Here is a 19,016-nt window from a genome sequence, read left to right as displayed (position 1 = left end):
CCAGACCTTAGGGCATCTGGAGCGATTCCAAGTCTCTTCGCCAGACACGCCCGAGCGTCCGGCCTTCGTCGCGAGTCGGGCTCTGGGCGTCTGCGCGCCTAGAATTGCCATCATGATTCGCCGCATCGATCTCAGGGGTGCTGACCGCAGCACCGTCGACTACCGCGCCGCCGTGCCGCGCGCTGAGTTCGACATCGAGGCGGCCACCCATGCGGTGCAGCCGATCATCGACTCCGTCCGCGACCGTGGGCAGGAGGCGATCGCCGAGCTCTCCGAGAAGTTCGACGGCGTACGCGTCGACGACATCCGCGTGCCCGCGGCCGCGCTGACGAAGGCGCTCGAGGAGCTCGACCCGGAGATCCGGGCCGGGCTGGAGGAGTCGATCAAGCGACTGCGGGCCACCTGCGAGGCCGAGCTGGAGACCGACGCGGTCACCGACCTGGCGCCGGGTGCCCGGGTGACGCACCGCAAGGTGCCGGTGGGGCGCGTGGGGCTCTATGTGCCCGGTGGTCTGGCTCCGCTGGTCTCCTCGGTGCTGATGAACGTCGTGCCGGCCCAGGTCGCCGGGGTGCGTTCGATCGCGCTCGCCTCCCCGCCCCAGAAGGAGTTCGGCGGGCTGCCGCAGCCGACGATCCTGGCCGCGTGCGCGCTGCTCGGCGTCGAGGAGGTCTACGCCGTCGGTGGTGCCCAGGCGATCGCGATGTTCGCCTACGGTGCGGGCCCGTGCGAGCGGGTCGACCTGGTCACCGGGCCGGGCAACATCTATGTCGTGACCGCGAAGCGCCTCCTCAAGGGCCTGGTCGGCATCGACTCCGAGGCGGGTCCGACCGAGATCGCGATCCTCGCCGACGACACGGCCGAGGCCGCCTATGTCGCCGCCGACCTGATCTCCCAGGCCGAGCACGACCCCCTCGCCGCCTCGGTGCTCGTCACCGACTCCGAGACCCTCGCCGCCGACGTCGAGGCCGAGCTCGACAAGCAGGTCGCCGCGACCAAGCACGTCGAGCGGATCCGTACGTCGCTGAGCGGACAGCAGTCGGGCATCGTGCTCGTCGACGACGTCGACCAGGGCGTCGACGTCGTCAACGCCTACGCCGCCGAGCACCTCGAGATCCACACCGCCGACGCGCTGACTGTGGCCGGTCGGATCCGTAACGCCGGTGCGATCTTCGTCGGGCCGTTCGCGCCGGTGTCGCTGGGTGACTACTGCGCCGGCTCCAACCACGTGCTGCCCACCGGTGGCTGTGCCTGCCACTCCTCGGGTCTCTCGGTGCGGGCCTTCACCAAGTCGGTCCACGTCGTCGACTACTCCCGCGAGGGCCTGGCCGCGGTCAAGGACCACGTGGTCACGCTCGCCGAGGCCGAGGACCTGCCGGGCCACGGCGCGGCCGTGTCGGTGAGGTTCTCGTGACCTCCACCCCACGACGTCCTCGCTCCGCTCCGGGCGCCGCGGGGACCCCGGAAAAGCTCTGGCCGCCGATCCGGGAAGAGCTCGCCGGGATCGAGCCCTACGGCGCACCGCAGCTGGATGTCCCGGTCCAGCTCAACGTCAACGAGAACCCCTACCAGCCCTCCGCGGAGACGGTCGCCGACATCGCGACGAGCGTGGGCGCAGCGGCGCGCACGCTCAACCGCTATCCCGACCGTGAGTTCGTCGACCTGCGAGACGGGCTGGCGGCGTACCTTCGCGCTGATGTGCCGAAGGCGCAGATCTCGGCCGAGCAGGTGTGGGCCGCCAACGGGTCCAACGAGGTGATGCTGCAGCTGCTGCAGGCCTTCGGTGGCCCGGGGCGCACCGCGATCAGCTTCGCGCCGACCTACTCGATGTATCCGGAGTACGCCCGCGACACCAACACCGAATGGGTCGTCGGACATCGCGAGAGCGACTTCGCGATCGACCTCGAGAAGGCCCGTGCGCTGGTCGAGGAGACCCGGCCCCACGTCGTGCTCCTGCCGAGCCCCAACAACCCCACCGGCACCGCGCTGCCGCCGGAGGAGGTCACCGCGCTGTGCGAGGCGGTAGGCGACGGCGGGATCGTCGTGGTCGACGAAGCCTACGGCGAGTTCCGGCGCACCGGCGTACCCTCGGCGCTCGAGCTGCTCGAGCGTCACCGCAACCTGGTGGTCACCCGCACGATGTCGAAGGCGTTCGCCGGCGCCGGGCTGCGGCTCGGCTACCTGGCCGCCCACCCGGCGATCTGCGACGCGATCCGCGTCGTACGCCTGCCTTACCATCTCTCCGCGGTGACCCAGGCGGCAGCGAGCGCGGCGCTTCGGCACGCGCCGGAGCTGCTGGGTTACGTGGCCTCGCTCCGTGAGGAGCGCGACTCGCTCGTCGAGTGGCTGCGCGCCGAGGGCCTCGAGGTGGCCGACTCGGACGCCAACTTCGTGCTCTTCGGGCGCTACGCCGACCGGCACGCGGTCTGGCAGGGGCTGCTCGACCGTGGTGTGCTGATCCGCGAGACCGGGCCCGAAGGCTGGCTGCGGGTCTCGGTGGGCACGCCGGGCGAGATGGACGCTTTCAAGCAAGCTTTGACCGATGTGAACGGAGCACGAGCATGACCGCACGCACCGCACGCACCGCGCGGATCGAACGGGAGACCTCGGAGTCGAAGGTCGTCGTCGAGGTGAACCTCGACGGCACCGGACGGGTCGACGTCTCGACCGGGGTCGGCTTCTACGACCACATGCTGACCGCGTTCGGGCGCCACTCGCTGGTCGACCTGACCGTGCACTCCGAGGGCGACGTGCACATCGACGCCCACCACACCGTCGAGGACACCGCGATCGTGCTCGGCCAGGCGTTGCGCGAGGCGCTGGGCGACAAGTTGGGCATCCGCCGCTACGGCGACGCGACCGTGCCGCTCGACGAGGCGCTCGTACGCTGCGTCGTCGACGTCTCGGGGCGGCCCTACTCGGTGCACACCGGTGAGCCGGAGGGCCAGGCCTATGTGCTCCTCGGCGGCTCCGGGGTGCCCTACCTCGGCTCGCTGACCCAGCACGTCTTCGACTCCATCGCCCACCACGCCCACCTGACCCTGCACGTCAACGTGCTCGCCGGCCGCGAGCCGCACCACATCGTGGAGACGCAGTTCAAGGCGTTTGCGCGAGCCTTCCGCGACGCGGTCGCCTACGACCCGCGCGAGACCGGGATCCCGTCGACGAAGGGTGCGCTGTGAACGAGCGTCAGCGAGTGAACCAACGTTTCAATACAGCGCCGCGTTCGTACTCTGGCGCTTGCGCTACGAAGGTGGCGCTGTGAACGCACCTTCGGTGGTCGTCCTCGACTACGGCTCCGGCAACCTCCGGTCCGCGGTCCGTGCCGTCGAGCGCGCCGGCGCCTCGGTCGAGCTGACCGGAGACATGGACGCCGCGATGGCGGCCGACGGGCTGCTCGTGCCCGGCGTCGGCGCCTTCGAGGCGTGCATGAAGGGCCTGCGGGCGATCCGCGGCGAGCGCATCATCGCGCGGCGGCTCTCCGGCGGGCGCCCGGTGATGGGCATCTGCGTCGGCATGCAGATCCTCTTCGAGACCGGCATCGAGCACGGTGTCGAGACCGAAGGCTGCGGCGAGTGGCCGGGGGTCGTCGAGCGGATCCAGGCGCCGATCGTGCCCCACATGGGCTGGAACACGGTCGACGTCCCGTCGGGCACCTCCCTGTTCGCGGGCGTGGAGAAGGAGCGGTTCTACTTCGTGCACTCCTACGGCGTGCGCGACTGGACCCTGGTCACCAACGACCGCACCGTCGCGCCGCTGGTCACCTGGGCGTCGCACGGCGAGGATCGCTTCGTGGCGGCCGTCGAGAACGGGCCGCTGACCGCGACCCAGTTCCACCCGGAGAAGTCCGGCGACGCCGGCGCGGCGGTGCTGCGCAACTGGGTGCAGTCGCTCAAGGCCGCCTGAGGTGGCCCAGACCGGTGCGCGCGCGAAGGCCCGCGCCGAACGCGAGCGTGCGGCTGCCGTGGCCGCCGAGCGACGAGCCGAGCAGGAAGCCAAGGTCGCCGACCGCCGGGCCCGGCGTGAGCGGCTCTTCGGGTGGACCGGGGCTCGCCGGCCCCGACCGGCGAGCGCGCTCGCGGAGCGCCGGCGGCGCAACGTACGCATCCTGGTGGTCGTGCTGCTCCTGCTCAACGCGCTGGTCTATCTGGTCACCGAGGACGTCGGCACCGTGGTCTTCGCCGCCATCGCGTCGGTGCTCGTCGCGCCGGTGGTCTACACGCTGTTGTTCCGCCGCTGAACGCGGCACGATGGCGTCGTGATCGACGACTTCGCGAAGACTCACCTGCACGACAAGTTGCGCGGCGTACGCGACGCGTTGGTGTGGAAGCTGGAAGGCCTCACCGAGGACGACGTCCGCCGCCAGATGACCCCGACCGGCACCAACCTCCTCGGGCTGGTGAAGCACAACGCCCTCTCCGACGCGCGCTACTTCGGTGAGGTCTTCGACCGTACGCCGCCGATCGATCTCCCGCCGTGGGACACCGTCGACTGGTGGGCCGCCACCCACCGGCCCACGGAGCACGAGAGCGCGCCGACATCCTCGACCTCTATCGGCTCACGTCCGCCCACCTCGACGCGACCATCGAGGCGCTCCCGATCGACGCCCCCGGCTACGTACCGTGGTGGGACGAGAAGGTGATGCTCCTCAACGTCATGGCCGCCCGCCTCTGTGACGCGACGCGTCACGCCGGCCATGCCGACATCCTGCGCGAGAGCATCGATGGCTCCGTCGGCGTCAACCGTGAGGACGCCTGAGTGCCGGAGCCGAGGGTGCACAGGTGGGAGATCCCCGAGCGGGAGTATGCCCGGCACGAGGCCCGGCGGGGCAGGCGGCATGCCTACGAGAGCCTCGACCCGACCCGGACGGCACTGCTCGCCGTCGATCTCGTGCCGTTCTTCTACGAGGCGAACGCGACCTGCTACGCGATCACCCCGAACGTACGTCTCCTCGCCGAGGCGCTCCGGGAGACCGGCGGGGTGGTCGCGTGGATCGTGCCGGGTGACCCGGGCCCGAGGGCGTGGGCACGGGAGTTCCTCGGGGAGGAGGTGGCTGAGCTGTTCCGAGGCAGTGGCGGGGCTGGGCCGGTCGCGGGTCGGCTCGGGCCGGGTCTCGAGGCGCGCGAGGGTGACATGCTCGTCGAGAAGACCGCGACCAGCGCCCTGTTTCCGGGCAGCTCGACGCTGCACGACCAACTTCGGGAGCGCGACATCGACAACGTCATCGTCACCGGCACGCTCACCGAGGTCTGCGTCGCCGGCACGGCGCGCGACGCGGCCACGCTGGGATACCGCACCGTCCTGGTCGCCGACGCCACCGCGGGTCGCGACGACGACTCCCACATCGCGACGCTGACGACGATCTACCGCACCTTCGCAGACGTACGCAGCACCGAGGACGTGCTCGAGCTCCTCGGCACGGGCGTAGTGTCATGACATGACCGCTTACGAGGTTTCGAGGTCCGCGGTGCTGCCGTGCGACCTCGAGCGGGCTCATGGGCTGCTCGACGACTTTCGCGAGTGGCCGGCCTGGTCGCCGTGGGAGGGGCTCGATCCGCACATGTCGCGCACCTACTCGGGTCCCGACTCGGGCGTCGGCGCGCGCTATGAGTGGTCGGGCAACAAGCGGGCGGGGGAGGGCACGATGGAGGTCACCGTGTCGACGCCCGAGCACATCGAGGTCGCGTTGCAGTTCCTCAAGCCGTTCAAGAGTCGCAGCGCGGTCATCTTCGACCTGACGCCCGTCGACGACGGCACCCGGCTCAGCTGGATCCAGACCGGCACCGTGAGCGGCCTGGTGGCGTTGATGGCCAAGGTCTACCCGATGGAGAAGGCGCTGGGGCCCGACATGGAGAAGGGGCTCGCCAACCTGGTGGCTCAGACCGCGCGCCCCGCGAGCTGACCGGTCGTGGCGAACGGGCCGGTGCGGCCGGTCTGAATCCGATTGCGGGCCTCGCCCGGGCGACCTACGTTGCGTGTCATGACACCTCGACGGTTCGGGATCTGCATCGACGCCAACGACCCCGCGCGGGTCGCGGAGTTCTGGGCGGCCGTGCTCGACCGGGAGACCGAGACCCGCGGCGAGGAGATCGCTCTGCTGCCACGCGCCGACGACGACGTGCGGATCCGGTTCGTGCCGACGCAGGCGCCGAAGACGCTGGAGAACCCGCATCATCTGCATCTGACGAGCAGCCGGCCGGAGGATCAGCAGCGCACCGTCGACCGGCTGCTCGGGCTCGGTGCCACCCACCTCGACGTGGGCCAGCTCCCGGAGGAGAACCACATCGTGCTCGCCGACCCCGAGGGCAACGAGCTGTGCGTGATCGAGGCGGGCAACAACTGGCTGGCGGGCACCGACTTCCTCGGCGAGGTCGCCGCGGACGGGTCGCGGGAGACCGGGGTGTTCTGGAGCGAGGCGCTCGGCTGGCCGCTGGTCTGGGACGAGGACGGCGAGACCGCGATCACGACCCCTTCGCGCAGCGCCAAGGTCGCCTGGGGCGGGCCGCCGTCGGCGCCGCGCGGTCCACGGGACCGGTTCCGCTTCGATCTGGTCGCGGCCGAGGACACCGGCCCCGTCGCCGAGATCCGTCGCCTCGTCGGTCTCGGAGCGACGCTAGTCGAGGAGACGTACGAGGACGGGCGCTGGGCGAGGCTGAAGGACCCGGACGCCTACGAGTTCGTGCTGCTGGCGCCTCGCTGAGCGTGAACCGTCTCGCACCCGGACGGCGGGTCGGCCGTGGCGGTGTACGGACCATAGGATCTTCCCCATGGGTGATTACCTCGAGCTCCTGCCGGCCGTCGATGTGAAGGGCGGGCAGGCTGTCCAGCTTGTGCAAGGCGTCGACGGGTCGGAGAAGCGGTTCGGCGACCCCGTCGAGGCTGCGCTGCGGTGGCAGGAGACCGGGGCCGAGTGGATCCATCTGGTCGACCTCGATGCCGCGTTCGGGCACGGCAACAACCGCGAGACGTTGGCCGGGATCGTCGGCAAGCTCGACCTCAAGGTCGAGATGAGCGGCGGGATCCGCGACGACGAGTCGCTCGAGGCCGCGATGGCGACGGGCTGCCGCCGCGTCAACATCGGCACCGCCGCGCTGGAGAATCCCGAGTGGACCCGCCGCGCGATCGCGACCTACGGCGACCGGGTCGCCGTCGGCCTCGACGTACGCGGCCGCACCCTCGCGGCCCGCGGCTGGACCCAGGAGGGCGGCGACCTCTACGAGACGCTCGCCCGTCTCGACTCGGAGGGCTGCGCGCGCTACGTCGTCACCGACGTCAACAAGGACGGGATGCTCCAGGGCCCCAACCTCGACCTGCTGCGCGCGGTCTGCGAGGCCACCGACCGGCCGGTCGTGGCCAGCGGGGGAGTGACCACGATCGACGACATCGAGGCGCTGATGGGCCTGGTCGAGATCGGCGTGGAGGGCGCGATCGCCGGCACGGCGCTCTACACCGGCTCCCTCGACCTCGCCGACGCGCTCGACCTGACCCTCGGCCGGCCGCGCGGAGACCAGTCATGACGTTGGCCGTACGCGTCATCCCCTGCCTCGACGTCGACGCCGGTCGGGTCGTGAAGGGGATCAACTTCAAGGAGCTGCGCGACGCCGGTGACCCGGTGGAGCTGGCCGCGACCTACGACAAGGAAGGCGCCGACGAGCTCACCTTCCTCGACATCTCCGCCTCCCACGAGGGGCGCGCGACCACGTTGGAGATCGTCACACGCACCGCGGAGCAGGTCTTCATCCCGCTCACGGTCGGTGGTGGGATCCGCAGCGTCGACGACGTCGACCGGATGCTGCGGGCCGGCGCCGACAAGATCGCGGTCAACACTGCCGCGATCGACCGTCCTGAGCTGATCGCCGAGATCGCCGACCGGTTCGGCAACCAGGTGCTCGTGCTCTCCGTCGACGCCCGCCGGGCGCCGGGCACCGACTCCGGTTTCGAGGTCACGACCCACGGCGGCCGCAAGTCGGCGGGGTTGGATGCGATCGAGTGGGCTGCGAAGGCCGTCGAGCTCGGTGCCGGGGAGATCCTGCTCAACGCGATGGACGCCGACGGCACCGAGGACGGCTTCGACATCGACCTGATCAAGGCTGTACGCAGCGAGGTGACCGTGCCGGTCATCGCCTCCGGTGGCGCCGGCAGCGCCGAGCACTTCCCGCCCGCGGTGGAGGCCGGCGCCGACGCCGTCCTGGCAGCGACCATCTTCCACTTCGGGAAGGTGCGCATCGGCGAGGCCAAGCAGGCCCTCTCCGGCGCCGGCGCGCCGGTTCGCTGACCTGAGGTAGGGCTTTTCCCGCCATGGCGGGAAGATCCGGCATGCCCGAGGGCTGCGGCCTCGCCGAATCTCGCCACGGCGGGATTCTGGCCATCCGCCATCGATAGGCCACCGCGCTATAGCACACCCGGGTCGCCGCCGGCGCTACTGCACAGCCCGCCGAGAACGCCGGTAGGCCACCGACGCACCGGGCCGCGCCGGCCCCCACCCGCGAGGGCCGGCGCGTCGGTGGTCAGCTCAGCAGCGAGCTCGGGATCTGCCCGGGGCGTACGCGCTGGGGGTGGTTGCCGACGTCGAGGTAGGCGAGCTCTTCACCGGTGCGGAAGTCGATGACCGCGACCGCGTCGGCGTCGGACAGCGATGCCCAGCAGGTGTTGCCGAGGCCTTCGGTGGTCCAGTAGGGCTTGCCGTAGTAGTGGCCCGTGGTCTCCTCGTCGAGGGTCGTGTGGTCGCCGGTCGAACGGTCGACCATCGCGACGTAGTCGTCCATCGTGCCGGCCGCGCACAGCGCCTTGCCCTCGGCGTCGATCGAGAGGCCGTGGTGGGCGGAGTCGTTGACGTAGAGCTCGCGCGGCAGCTTGGTGCGCTTCGGCAGCGGGATGACCCGGGTGACGGCGCCGGTGCGGGGCTCGTCGACGGAGCCGGTGGAGTAGCCGACCTTCCCGTCGATGTCGGCCGCCTGGGTGTCGAACTCGACGATCCCGTGCAGGAAAGACATCTGGAAGTAGATGAATCGCTCGCCGGGCGCGACCGCCATCGGACGTACGGCCGAGGAGATCGAGTCGTAGCCGGCCTCCTCGAGCTCCTTGCCCATCTCCCAGCGCTGGGAGATCTCGAAGGAGGACTCGTCGACGATCTCGAACCAGCGGTCGCCCTTGATCGCGTCGTGGACCGGGCCGATCTTGATCGGCGGCAGCAGATCGGTGCCCGGGATCGTGCCGAGCCCGAGCTGGTCGAGGTTGATCAGCGGCAGCGAGTCGAGGGAGATCTCCTTCTGGTCGCCGGGCAGGTAGACCCGGCCGATGGAGGCGTGGAAGATCTTGGAGCCGTCCTCGGAGTAGTTGTTCTCGTGCGGTGTCTCCCCGGACTCGAACGTACGCAGCCGCTCGCCGGTGCGCGGGTCATCCGCTCCACCCATCCAGTATTCGTGCACCGCGCGCGAGGTCGAGTCGGAGACCAGCAGCTTGGTGCCGTCGGGGGAGAGGCCCATGTGGTCGGTGCGATGCCCGTCCATCTGCTGCTCGACCACGACCGGGTCGGGCGAGCCCGCGAGCGCCTTCTCGATGTCGATCCAGACCACGTCGGCGAGGCTGGGCCGGGAGACCGCCAGCAGCTTGCCGTCGCTGGTCGTGAACATGTCGTCGACGAGCTGGTCGTTGCCCTCGCCGGGGCCGTAGCGCACGAGGTAGTACATCGCGAGGCGCTCGGGATCCTTGCGGATCTCGGCGAGCTCCTCCTCCTTGTCGGGCACCAGGTCGATGCCCTTGCGCAGCACCTCCAGGGAGCGGGCGTCGACGATCGACGCCGTGCCGTCCCAGTTGTTGCCGACGAGCATCACGTCGCGCATCTGGGTGCCCTCCTCCGCGTTGACCGCCGGGGCTGCCGCGGTCAGGGAGAAGACGAAGAGCATGGCGATGGTGCCTGTTGCCGCACGACGCATCGTGGGACCTCCTGGGATTTTGTTATCTGGATCTCAACGTGTCGAGGTGTGGGGAGGTTACGCCCAAGGGAGGGCGAGCGGCTCCTGATCGACCACGAGCGGGTCCACTGACCGGACCCAAATAAATTCGTCGCATCCACAGCCCTGGCCTAGGCTTTACCTCGAGATGAGCGACGAGGATTCGATACCCCAGCGGGCTACGACGACCGACGGGTTCAAGGTCCTCGGAGTGGCCATCCGGCGCGAGTGGGCGGTGTTCACGCTCTCGACGCTCGGATCGGCGTTGTTCGGTGCGCTGACGGTCGCGGACGCCTGGGTGCTGGGCTGGTCGACCGACCATGTGCTGGTGCCCGGGCTGCGCGACGGTGAGATCGGCGCGGGCTGGTTGTGGGCCGTGGTCGGGCTCTTCGTCGCCGTCGCGATCCTGCGGGCCGTCGGCGTCGTGGCGCGGCGGCTGGGTGCCGGGGTGATGCAATACCGCATGCAGGCGCACTCGCGCCGCGCCGTCACCCGGCAGTACCTCGCGCTCCCGCTCTCCTGGCACCACCGGCACCCGACCGGTCAGCTGCTCTCCAACGCCAACTCCGACGTCGAGGCGTCCTGGGCGCCGATCGCCCCGCTGCCGATGGCGGTCGGCACCCTCGCCATGATGGTGATCGCGGTCGGTCAGATGTTCTGGACCGACGTGGTGCTCGCGTCGGTGGCGATCCTCGTCTTCCCGGCGGTCGTGGTCGCCAACCTGATCTTCCAGCGGTTCTCCTCGCCGCTGATCACCCGCGCCCAGCAGCTGCGCGCGGAGCTGTCCGGCATCGCCCACGAGTCCTTCGACGGTGCGCTCGTGGTCAAGACGCTGGGGCGCGAGGCCGAGGAGACCGACCGTTTCGAGGCGAAGGCGCAGGAGCTGCGCGACGTCAACATCCGTGCCGGCCGGATCCGGGCGACGTTCGACCCGGTGCTGGCGGCGCTGCCGAGCCTCGGTGTCCTCGCCGTGCTGGCAGTGGGGGTGGGTCGCGTCTCCAGCGGTGCTGCCGCGCCGGGCGACGTCGTCCAGATCGGCTTCCTGCTCACCATCGTCGCGTTCCCGATCCGTTCCTTCGGGTGGTTGCTGGGGGAGTTCCCGCGCAGCGTCGTCGGGTTCCGGCGGGTGCAGCGGGTGCTGGACGCGACCGGCAGGCTCGTCTACGGCACCGAACGCGTGAGCCGCGAGCCCAGCGGCGCGCGGGTGACGCTCGACGGCGTCGCCTACGCCTACGCCGACGGGCCTACGCTCCTCGACGGCGTCGACTTCGAGGTCGAGCCCGGCAAGACGGTCGCGATCGTCGGTGAGACGGCATCGGGAAAGAGCACCATGACGATGCTGCTGGCGCGGCTCATCGACCCCGACAAGGGCCGGATCACCCTCGACGGCACCGACCTGCGCGACCTGGACGCGGGGGAGTGGGCCCGGGTCGCCGCGCTGGTGCCGCAGAACGCCTTCGTCTTCGACGACTCCGTGCGCGGCAACGTCACCCTCGGCGCCGACCACACCGACGACGAGGTCTGGGCAGCGCTCGCGGCCGCGCAGGCCGACGGCTTCGTCGCCGCGCTGCCCGACGGCCTCGACACCACCCTCGGTGAGCGCGGCGCCAGCCTCTCGGGCGGTCAGCGTCAACGCCTGGCGCTCGCCCGAGCTCTCGTACGCCGCCCCCGGCTGCTCGTCCTCGACGACGCGACCTCGGCGGTCGACCCGGAGGTCGAGCAGCGGATCCTTGCCGCGCTGCGGAGCGGCGCAGACGGTGGAGCGCTGCGCGACGGCGGCCGCGAGACGAGCCTCGTGGTGGTCGCCTACCGCAAGGCGACGATCGCGTTGGCCGACGAGGTGGTGCACCTCGAAGCCGGCCGGATCCGTGACCGCGGCACCCACGCCGAGCTGCTCGCCCGCGACGAGTCCTACTCCCGGCTGGTCAACGCCTACGAGACCCCGGAGGCCGCCACAGAGACGAACCCGGAGACCGTCCAGGAGGCAGCCCAGTGACCGCGACCCTCGAGCCCGAGACCCGGGTCGGCAGCGGCGAGGAGCTCGGCGCGATCGAGACCATCCGCCTGGGCATCAAGCACTCCCCGGAGCTGGTCGAAGGCATCCGCCGCACCTTCGCGCTCGCGGTGCTCGCGAGCGTCGGTCAGGTGGTCGTGCCGATCGTGGTGCAGCAGAGCCTCGACAACGGGCTCAGCGGCGAGGGCGGTCCCGACTTCGGCTATGTCCTGCGGGCCGGCCTCGTCGCAGCGGTTGCCATCGCGGTCACCGGCTGGGCGTCGTTCATGATGACCAGCCGCCTCTTCACCGCCGCCGAGCGGGGCCTGTCGACGCTGCGTACGAAAGCCTTCCGGCATGTGCACGACCTGCCGATGCTCACCCAGTCGACCGAGCACCGCGGCGCGCTGGTCTCGCGGGTGACCAGCGACGTCGACCAGGTCAGCCAGTTCATCGTGTTCGGCGGGCTGCTCTTCATCGTCAGCATCGGCCAGATGCTCATCGCCACCGTGGTGATGGTGGTCTACTCCTGGCAGCTCGCGATCCTGGTCTGGCTCTGCTTCGGTCCGCTCTTCCTGAGCCTGCGATTCTTCCAGCGCAAGCTGTCGGCGGCCTACACGCTCGCGCGCCGCCAGGTCGCCAAGATGCTCTCCGCGGTCTCCGAGCCGGTCGTCGGCGCCGCCGTCGTGAAGGCGTACGCCGTCGAGGACCGCACCCAGCAGCGGATCGACCGCGAGATCGATGCCACCAGCGCCGCGCAGACCAAGGCGCAGGCCTACACCTCGATCTTCTTCAGCCTCGGTGGTCTCTCCGGCGGCCTCGCCAACGCGGGTGTGATCGTCGGCGGCGTGCTGCTCGCCCTGGCCTACCGGGGCAGCGGTGGCGCCCTGAGCGTCGGGGAGATCCTGGCGTTCGCGTTCCTGGTCACGCTGTTCGTGGGCCCGGTGCAGATGGGCACCCAGATCCTCACCGATGCCCAGAACGCGATCGCCTCCTGGCGGCGCACGATCGGGATCCTGGAGACGCCCGCCGACCTCGTCGATCCCGGCGCCGACGGCGCGACACTGCCGCGGGGTCCGCTCTCGATCGAGTTCGACGCCGTCACCTTCGCCTATCCCGGAGGAAGCCCGGTCCTCCACGACATCTCCTTCGCGATCGCGCCCGGCAGCCGGGTCGCGGTGGTGGGGGAGACCGGCTCGGGCAAGTCGACGATCGCCAAGCTGCTCACCCGCGTGATGGACGTGACCGAGGGCCGGGTGCGTCTCGACGGCGTCGACGTGCGCGAGGTCGGCAACGCCTCGCTGCGCGCCAGCGTCGTGCTGGTGCCCCAGGAGGGGTTCCTCTTCGACTCCACGCTCGCCGACAACGTCCGCTACGGGCGGCTGGCCGCGACCGACGAGGAGATCGAGCGTGCCGCCAGCGTGCTCGGGCTCGGCGACTGGCTGGCCGGTCTCCCGGCCGGGGTCAGGACCCAGGTCGGGCAGCGCGGTGAGTCGCTCTCGGCCGGCGAGCGACAGCTCGTGGCGCTGCTGCGGGCCCAGCTCGCCGACCCCGACCTGCTGGTGCTCGACGAGGCCACCTCCGCGGTCGACCCGCGCCTGGAGATGCGGATCAACCGCGCGCTGGAGCGGCTGATGAGCGGGCGCACCTCGGTCACGATCGCCCACCGTCTCTCCACCGCCGAGGCCGCGGACGAGGTGATCGTGGTCGACGCCGGCCGGCTCGCCCAGCGTGGACCCCACGCCGACCTGGTGGCTCAGGAGGGCTCGACGTACGCCCGTCTGCACGCCTCCTGGGTCGCCCAACAGGGCAGCTGACCCTCTGCGCGATACTGGAGGGGTGACTACTGGACCCACGAGCGAGGGGCTCGACCCCGCCATCGTCGACCGGCTCAAGCGCGACCCCGACGGGCTGGTGCCCGCGATCGCACAACAGCACGACACCGGCGAGGTGCTGATGCTCGGCTACATGAACGACGAGTCGCTGGCGCGCACGCTCGCGACGGGCCGGGCGACCTACTGGTCGCGCAGCCGACAGGAATACTGGGTCAAGGGCGAGACCTCCGGGCACCGCCAGTGGGTCAAGGAGGTGCGTCTCGACTGCGACGGCGACACGATCCTGCTCAAGGTCGATCAGGAGGGCCCGGCCTGTCACACCGGCGACCGCACCTGCTTCGACGCCGGCCTGATCTCCTCGGGGCAGCTTTCGTGAAGGCCTCCTTCGGACCCACCGTGATCGCCGGTCTCGGCGGTGCGGCCCTGGCCGCCTGGGCCGGGTCCAACGACTGGGTCAAGGTGACCGCCCCCGGGCCGATGCCCGCCGACCTCAACGACTCTCCGGGCACCACCGGCCTGGCCCTGGTCGCGCTCGCCGCCTGGGGCGTCGTGCTGGTCACCCGAGGTCTGGTACGGCGCCTGGTGGCCGCCCTCGCCGGGCTGGCCGGGATCGGCGTCATCGTCACGTTCTTCGGCCATGCCGGCACCGACGCGCTGGGCCGCGCGGTCGAGTCGGAGGTCGTGTGGGGCGAGACCCAGCGCGCGACCACACCGTGGCCCTATCTCGCGCTCCTCGGTGCGGTCGTGACGATCGCGGCCGCGGTCGCCGGCGTACGGCTGGCGCCCAGGTGGCCCGAGATGGGCCGCAAGTATGACGCCCCGGCCGCGGCCGAGCCCGCGGCGAAGCCGCTCGAGGAACAGTCCACGCTGGACGTCTGGAAGTCGCTGGACGAGGGTCGCGACCCGACGACCGGCGATCAATGAATACACTGCACCCAAGCCCACGTGGATCGCTTCGGGCTTCGCTTCAGCTAAGAACTCGTAGAGGAGTCATCGAATGTCCGCCAGCCACGGCAACACCCCGGCAGCTTGGATCGCAGTCGCGGTCGGTCTCCTCGGCTTCCTGATCGGCAGCGTCGCCATGATGCTCAGCCCGATCAGCTGGACCATCTTCTGGGTCGGCGTGGCCGTCACCGTCGTCGGTGGTCTGCTCTTCATCGTGCTCGCCAAGCTCGGCTTCAACACCGAGTCTCATTGAGCCTGTGAACAGCGAGGCCCCCGGCAGATCTGCCGGGGGCCTCGCCGATTTCTGAGCCTTGGCTCAGTAGGTGGTCGTGGTGCCGTCGAAGCTCAGCACGCCGGTGGCGTACAGGATGATGTTGAGGATGAAGAGCGCGATGCTCACGATGCCGAGGATGAACCCGGCCGTGGCCATGCCTCGACCGCCCTGCGCGCCGCCGGAGCCGGCGATCTCGCCCTGGGCCATCTTGCCCAGGATGATCGCCGGGATGCCGGTGAAGATGGAGCAGCACGGAATGCTGAGGATGCCGAGGACAAGTGCCCAGATCGCCTTCTTGTTGTTACCGGCGGGCTGCCCGGGCTGCCCGGGCGCCGGCGAGCCGTACTGCGGCGGTGGCGGCGGCGGTGTTCCGTAGCTCATGTGTCTGACCTCCAAAGTCAGGCGAGTGTGGTTGAGATGGGACGAACTTAACCTTTCCTGCCCGCACTGTGGCGCCAAATCGGGCGTGTCACGGTTCGGGTGAGAGGCTTTGGGTGTGGGTGAGACCCGGAAACGAGAGGTTTGAACATGTCGGTGCTCGACACGATCATCGACGGCGTACGCCAGGACCTGGCGCAGCGCCAGGCGACGGTGTCCGAGGCGGACCTGCGGGCCAGGATCGCCGACGTCGACCCGCCTCGTGACCCGATGCCGCACCTGCGTGCGGCGGGCAGCAGCGTGATCGCCGAGGTGAAGCGGAAGAGCCCCTCCAAGGGCGCCCTGGCCGACATCCCCGACCCCGCCGAGCTGGCCAGGAGCTATGCGGCCGGGGGAGCGGCGGCGATCTCGGTTCTCACCGAGGAGCGCCGTTTCGGAGGCTCGCTCGCGGACCTGCGTACGGTGCGGGCGGCCGTCGAGACGCCGCTGCTGCGCAAAGACTTCATCGTCGAGCCCTACCAGCTCCTGGAGGCGCGCGCCGCCGGGGCCGACCTGGCGCTGCTGATCGTGGCCGCGCTCGACGACGACACGCTGCGCCGCCTCTACGACCAGGCCCGTGAGCTGGGGCTGACCGTGCTGGTCGAGACCCACGACGAGATCGAGGTCGCCCGGGCGGTCGACCTCGGCGCCGAGCTGATCGGCGTCAACGCCCGCAACCTCAAGACCCTCGAGATCGACCAGGACGTCTTCGGACGGCTCGCCCCGCTCATCCCCGAGGATCGCGTGAAGGTCGCCGAGTCGGGCATCTTCACCGCCACAGACGTCACGCGCCACGTCACCGAAGGGGCCCGGGCGGTCCTCGTCGGCGAGGCGCTGGTCAAGCACGGCGACCCGCAGGGCACGGTCGCCGAGTTCACCGGAATCCAAGGCAAGGGCCGAGAGCAGACACAGCGATGACAACTCACATCAACGAGACGACTTCCTACGACGCCGACGAGCTCGGCTGGTTCGGCGGCGAGGCCGAGGGGTTCGGCGGCCGGTTCATGCCCGAGGCCCTGATGAAGGCGCTCATCGAGCTCGACGACGCCTGGCAGAAGGCCAAGGCCGACCCGGAGTTCGTGGCCGAGTTCGACGCGATCCTGCGCGACTACGCCAACCTGCCGAGCCCGCTCTACCACGCGACCCGGCTCTCCGATCAGCTCGGCGTACGCGTCCTGCTCAAGCGTGAGGACCTCAACCACACCGGCGCCCACAAGATCCGCAACGTGCTCGGCCAGGCGCTGCTCACCAAGCGGATGGGCAAGACCCGGGTGATCGCCGAGACCGGCGCCGGCCAGCACGGTGTCGCCTCGGCGACCGCCGCGGCCTACTTCGGGCTCGACTGCACCGTCTACATGGGCAAGGTCGACACCGACCGCCAGGCCCTCAACGTGGCCCGGATGCAGTTGCTCGGTGCCGAGGTCGTCCCGGTGCCCTCGGGCAGCGGCACCCTCAAGGACGCGATCAACGAGGCGTTGCGTGACTGGGTCGCGAGCGTCGACCACACCGCCTACCTGTTCGGCACCGCGGCCGGGCCCCACCCGTTCCCGACGCTGGTCCGCGACATCGTGCGCGGCATCGGCGACGAGGCCCGGGCGCAGGCCCTTGAGCAGTTCGGCGGCCTGCCGAACGCGGTGGTCGCTGCGGTCGGCGGCGGCTCCAACGCGATCGGCCTCTTCACCGCCTTTCTCGACGACAAGGACGTCGAGATCCACGGCTTCGAGGCCGGGGGAGACGGCTTCGAGACCGGTCGTCACGCTGCCACCATCCAGGCCAACGACCCGGGTGTGCTCCACGGCGCCCGCACCTACGTGCTCCAGGACGACGACGGCCAGACCATCGAGTCCCACTCGATCTCCGCGGGTCTCGACTATCCCGGGGTCGGCCCGCAGCACGCCTGGCTGGCCAAGTCCGGTCGGGCGAGCTACACCTCGATCACCGACAAGGAGGCGATGGACGCCTTCGCGCTGCTCTCGCGCTCCGAGGGCATCATCCCTGCGATCGAGTCGGCCCACGCGATCGCCGGCGCCGTCAAGATCGCGCCCGAGATCAAGGAGCGTCACGGCGAGGACGCCACGATCCTGATCAACCTGTCCGGTCGCGGCGACAAGGACATGGGCACGGCCATTGATTACTTCGGGCTCGGCGACAGCAAGCAGGGAGAAGCACAGTGAGTACGTCGACAGCGTTCGAGAAGGCAAAGGCCGAGGACCGCGCGGCGCTGGTCGGCTACCTGCCGGCGGGCTTCCCGTCGGTCGAGGGCTCGATCGAGGCGCTGACCACGATGGTCGAGGCGGGCTGCGACATCATCGAGATCGGCCTGCCCTACTCCGACCCGGTCATGGACGGCCCCACGATCCAGGACGCCGTGCAGCAGGCGCTCGACGGCGGCGTACGCGTCGATGACGTGTTCCGCGTCGTCGAGGCCGTGGCGTCGACCGGAGTGCCGACGCTGATCATGACCAGCTGGAACCCGATCGAGCGCCGCGGTGTCGACCGGTTCGCCCAGCAGCTACAGGATGCTGGTGGCGCGGGGCTGATCACCCCCGACATCACCCCCGACTTCGCGCCCGAGTGGATCGAGGCCGCCGACGCCCGCGACCTCGACAAGGTCTTCCTGGTCGCGCCCAGCAGCACCGACGAGCGGATCGCGCTGACCACGGCCAACAGCCGCGGCTTCGTCTACGCGACCGCCGTCATGGGTGTCACCGGCGCCCGCGAGAAGTCCTCCGACCTGGCAGCCCCGCTGGTGGCCCGCACCAAGAAGCTCAGCCGGTCAGGGGCGGACCTGCCGGTCGGCGTCGGTCTCGGTGTCAGCAACGGCGCGCAGGCGGCCGAGATGGCCGCCTACGCCGACGGCGTCATCGTCGGCTCCGCCTTCGTGCGTACGCTGCTCGACAACCGCTCCGACGAGAAGGCGGCGCTCAAGGCGCTGGCGAGCCTCACCGAGGACCTGGCTGCGGGAGTTCGCGCGCGTTGACACGTCTCGTCCTGCCCCTCCTGCTCGTCCTCGTCGGCGTTCTGACCGGCTGTGGTGCCGCCGGCACCGGTCAGGCGCCGGCCTCGGCGATGACCGGTCAGGAGCACACGCCCTATCAGCTCGCCGAGACATCCCTGAGCGACACCGACGGCCGTCCCTACTCGCTGGCCACCGACGCCGACAAGCCGCTGACGCTGGTGTTCTACGGCTACACCAGCTGCCCCGACGAGTGCCCGCTGGTGATGTCGAGCCTGACCGCCGCGCTGACCCGTCTCGACGAGTCCGACCGCGACAAGGTCGACGTCGTCTTCGTGACCACCGACCCGAAGCGTGACTCGGCGAAGGTGCTCGAGGAGTACCTCGACCGCTACGACGACGACTTCATCGGCCTGACCGGCGACCTGAAGGACATCGTCACCCTGGCCGAGTCGATGCGCCTGTTCATAGGGGAGGCCGACCGGTTGCCGAGCGGGGGCTACGATCTCGGCGTCCACGACACCCACGTCTCCGCGGTCTCCGCGGGCAGGGCGAACGTCGTGTGGTCGATGAACACCTCGCCCAAGCAGTTCGCCGACGACATCCACCACCTGCTCAGCCAGAACTAGCCAGGCAGCGCCAGCCA

Annotated in this window: 21 protein-coding genes and 1 pseudogene; 20 read left to right on the top strand and 2 right to left on the bottom strand. The window is 70.3% G+C overall.

Features of this window, described 5'->3' with window-relative positions; translation table 11 throughout:
- The first annotated feature begins 112 nt into the window (after window positions 1–112).
- The 11 genes and pseudogenes from hisD to hisF all read left to right on the top strand — a co-directional run bounded on the left by hisD (window position 113) and on the right by hisF (window position 8,272).
- Window positions 113–1,411: a histidinol dehydrogenase gene (gene hisD, locus FB381_RS15460; RefSeq protein ID WP_141781107.1), complete on the top strand. Its 1,299-nt coding sequence runs from the start codon at window positions 113–115 to the stop codon at window positions 1,409–1,411.
- The gene (locus FB381_RS15455; protein WP_425465449.1) at window positions 1,408–2,562 is read left to right on the top strand and encodes a histidinol-phosphate transaminase; all 1,155 of its coding nucleotides are present in this window, start codon (window positions 1,408–1,410) and stop codon (window positions 2,560–2,562) included. Before hisD ends, FB381_RS15455 begins: the two co-directional genes overlap by 4 nt.
- Complete coding sequence (hisB, locus tag FB381_RS15450) at window positions 2,559–3,179, top strand: imidazoleglycerol-phosphate dehydratase HisB (protein ID WP_141781106.1); 621 nt, start codon at window positions 2,559–2,561, stop codon at window positions 3,177–3,179. Before FB381_RS15455 ends, hisB begins: the two co-directional genes overlap by 4 nt.
- Window positions 3,180–3,258: 79 nt before the next feature.
- Window positions 3,259–3,903: an imidazole glycerol phosphate synthase subunit HisH gene (gene hisH, locus FB381_RS15445; protein WP_141781105.1), complete on the top strand. Its 645-nt coding sequence runs from the start codon at window positions 3,259–3,261 to the stop codon at window positions 3,901–3,903.
- Between the two features lies 1 nt (window position 3,904).
- Entirely contained in the window at window positions 3,905–4,237 is a 333-nt protein-coding gene (locus FB381_RS15440; protein ID WP_141781104.1) for a hypothetical protein, read from the top strand.
- A gap of 18 nt (window positions 4,238–4,255) precedes the next feature.
- Window positions 4,256–4,755: pseudogene (locus FB381_RS24610) on the top strand (DinB family protein).
- Window positions 4,756–5,433, top strand: coding sequence for a cysteine hydrolase family protein (locus FB381_RS15425; protein ID WP_141781101.1), 678 nt, complete (start codon window positions 4,756–4,758; stop codon window positions 5,431–5,433).
- A 1-nt stretch (window position 5,434) separates the two neighbouring features.
- On the top strand, window positions 5,435–5,899 hold the full coding sequence (locus FB381_RS15420; protein ID WP_141781100.1) for an SRPBCC family protein: 465 nt from the start codon (window positions 5,435–5,437) through the stop codon (window positions 5,897–5,899).
- A 78-nt stretch (window positions 5,900–5,977) separates the two neighbouring features.
- The gene (locus tag FB381_RS15415; protein ID WP_141781099.1) at window positions 5,978–6,697 is read left to right on the top strand and encodes a VOC family protein; all 720 of its coding nucleotides are present in this window, start codon (window positions 5,978–5,980) and stop codon (window positions 6,695–6,697) included.
- Window positions 6,698–6,764: 67 nt separating this feature from the next.
- Window positions 6,765–7,514 (top strand): bifunctional 1-(5-phosphoribosyl)-5-((5-phosphoribosylamino)methylideneamino)imidazole-4-carboxamide isomerase/phosphoribosylanthranilate isomerase PriA, encoded by a 750-nt coding sequence (gene priA, locus FB381_RS15410; protein WP_141781098.1) that lies wholly within the window; start codon window positions 6,765–6,767, stop codon window positions 7,512–7,514.
- Window positions 7,511–8,272, top strand: coding sequence for an imidazole glycerol phosphate synthase subunit HisF (gene hisF, locus FB381_RS15405; RefSeq protein WP_141781097.1), 762 nt, complete (start codon window positions 7,511–7,513; stop codon window positions 8,270–8,272). Before priA ends, hisF begins: the two co-directional genes overlap by 4 nt.
- 232 nt (window positions 8,273–8,504) lie before the next feature.
- Here the strand turns inward: hisF and FB381_RS15400 are convergent, their stop codons facing one another.
- A complete protein-coding gene (locus FB381_RS15400) occupies window positions 8,505–9,932 on the bottom strand; it encodes a YncE family protein (protein WP_141781096.1) in 1,428 nt (475 codons plus the stop codon).
- A gap of 166 nt (window positions 9,933–10,098) precedes the next feature.
- Here FB381_RS15400 and FB381_RS15395 point away from each other — a divergent pair, with 166 nt between their 5' ends.
- The 5 genes from FB381_RS15395 (at window position 10,099) to FB381_RS15375 (ending at window position 14,976) form a co-directional block, all read left to right on the top strand.
- On the top strand, window positions 10,099–11,946 hold the full coding sequence (locus FB381_RS15395; RefSeq protein ID WP_141781095.1) for an ABC transporter ATP-binding protein: 1,848 nt from the start codon (window positions 10,099–10,101) through the stop codon (window positions 11,944–11,946).
- Window positions 11,943–13,760: an ABC transporter ATP-binding protein gene (locus tag FB381_RS15390; RefSeq protein WP_141781094.1), complete on the top strand. Its 1,818-nt coding sequence runs from the start codon at window positions 11,943–11,945 to the stop codon at window positions 13,758–13,760. Before FB381_RS15395 ends, FB381_RS15390 begins: the two co-directional genes overlap by 4 nt.
- A gap of 22 nt (window positions 13,761–13,782) precedes the next feature.
- On the top strand, window positions 13,783–14,154 hold the full coding sequence (gene hisI, locus FB381_RS15385; RefSeq protein WP_141781093.1) for a phosphoribosyl-AMP cyclohydrolase: 372 nt from the start codon (window positions 13,783–13,785) through the stop codon (window positions 14,152–14,154).
- Complete coding sequence (locus FB381_RS15380; RefSeq protein ID WP_170225178.1) at window positions 14,151–14,702, top strand: Trp biosynthesis-associated membrane protein; 552 nt, start codon at window positions 14,151–14,153, stop codon at window positions 14,700–14,702. Before hisI ends, FB381_RS15380 begins: the two co-directional genes overlap by 4 nt.
- A 73-nt stretch (window positions 14,703–14,775) precedes the next feature.
- Window positions 14,776–14,976: an HGxxPAAW family protein gene (locus FB381_RS15375; RefSeq protein ID WP_141781091.1), complete on the top strand. Its 201-nt coding sequence runs from the start codon at window positions 14,776–14,778 to the stop codon at window positions 14,974–14,976.
- Window positions 14,977–15,039: 63 nt separating this feature from the next.
- Here FB381_RS15375 and FB381_RS15370 read toward each other — a convergent pair whose 3' ends face one another.
- The gene (locus FB381_RS15370; protein WP_141781090.1) at window positions 15,040–15,378 is read right to left on the bottom strand and encodes a DUF4190 domain-containing protein; all 339 of its coding nucleotides are present in this window, start codon (window positions 15,376–15,378) and stop codon (window positions 15,040–15,042) included.
- A gap of 147 nt (window positions 15,379–15,525) precedes the next feature.
- Here FB381_RS15370 and trpC point away from each other — a divergent pair, with 147 nt between their 5' ends.
- From trpC to FB381_RS15350, 4 genes are read left to right on the top strand one after another with little or no spacing between them, the layout of a single operon-like run.
- On the top strand, window positions 15,526–16,332 hold the full coding sequence (gene trpC, locus FB381_RS15365) for an indole-3-glycerol phosphate synthase TrpC (protein WP_141781089.1): 807 nt from the start codon (window positions 15,526–15,528) through the stop codon (window positions 16,330–16,332).
- Entirely contained in the window at window positions 16,329–17,588 is a 1,260-nt protein-coding gene (gene trpB / locus FB381_RS15360) for a tryptophan synthase subunit beta (RefSeq protein WP_141781088.1), read from the top strand. Before trpC ends, trpB begins: the two co-directional genes overlap by 4 nt.
- A complete protein-coding gene (trpA, locus tag FB381_RS15355) occupies window positions 17,585–18,394 on the top strand; it encodes a tryptophan synthase subunit alpha (RefSeq protein WP_141781087.1) in 810 nt (269 codons plus the stop codon). The genes trpB and trpA overlap by 4 nt, the downstream gene beginning before the upstream one ends.
- Window positions 18,391–18,999, top strand: coding sequence for an SCO family protein (locus FB381_RS15350; RefSeq protein WP_141781086.1), 609 nt, complete (start codon window positions 18,391–18,393; stop codon window positions 18,997–18,999). Before trpA ends, FB381_RS15350 begins: the two co-directional genes overlap by 4 nt.
- Window positions 19,000–19,016 lie beyond the last annotated feature (17 nt).

It is taken from the genome of Nocardioides albertanoniae (assembly GCF_006716315.1).
GTDB classification, from domain to species: domain Bacteria; phylum Actinomycetota; class Actinomycetes; order Propionibacteriales; family Nocardioidaceae; genus Nocardioides; species Nocardioides albertanoniae.
Note: the sequence above shows the minus strand (reverse complement) of the source record. Positions and strands in the feature narration are given on the sequence as shown.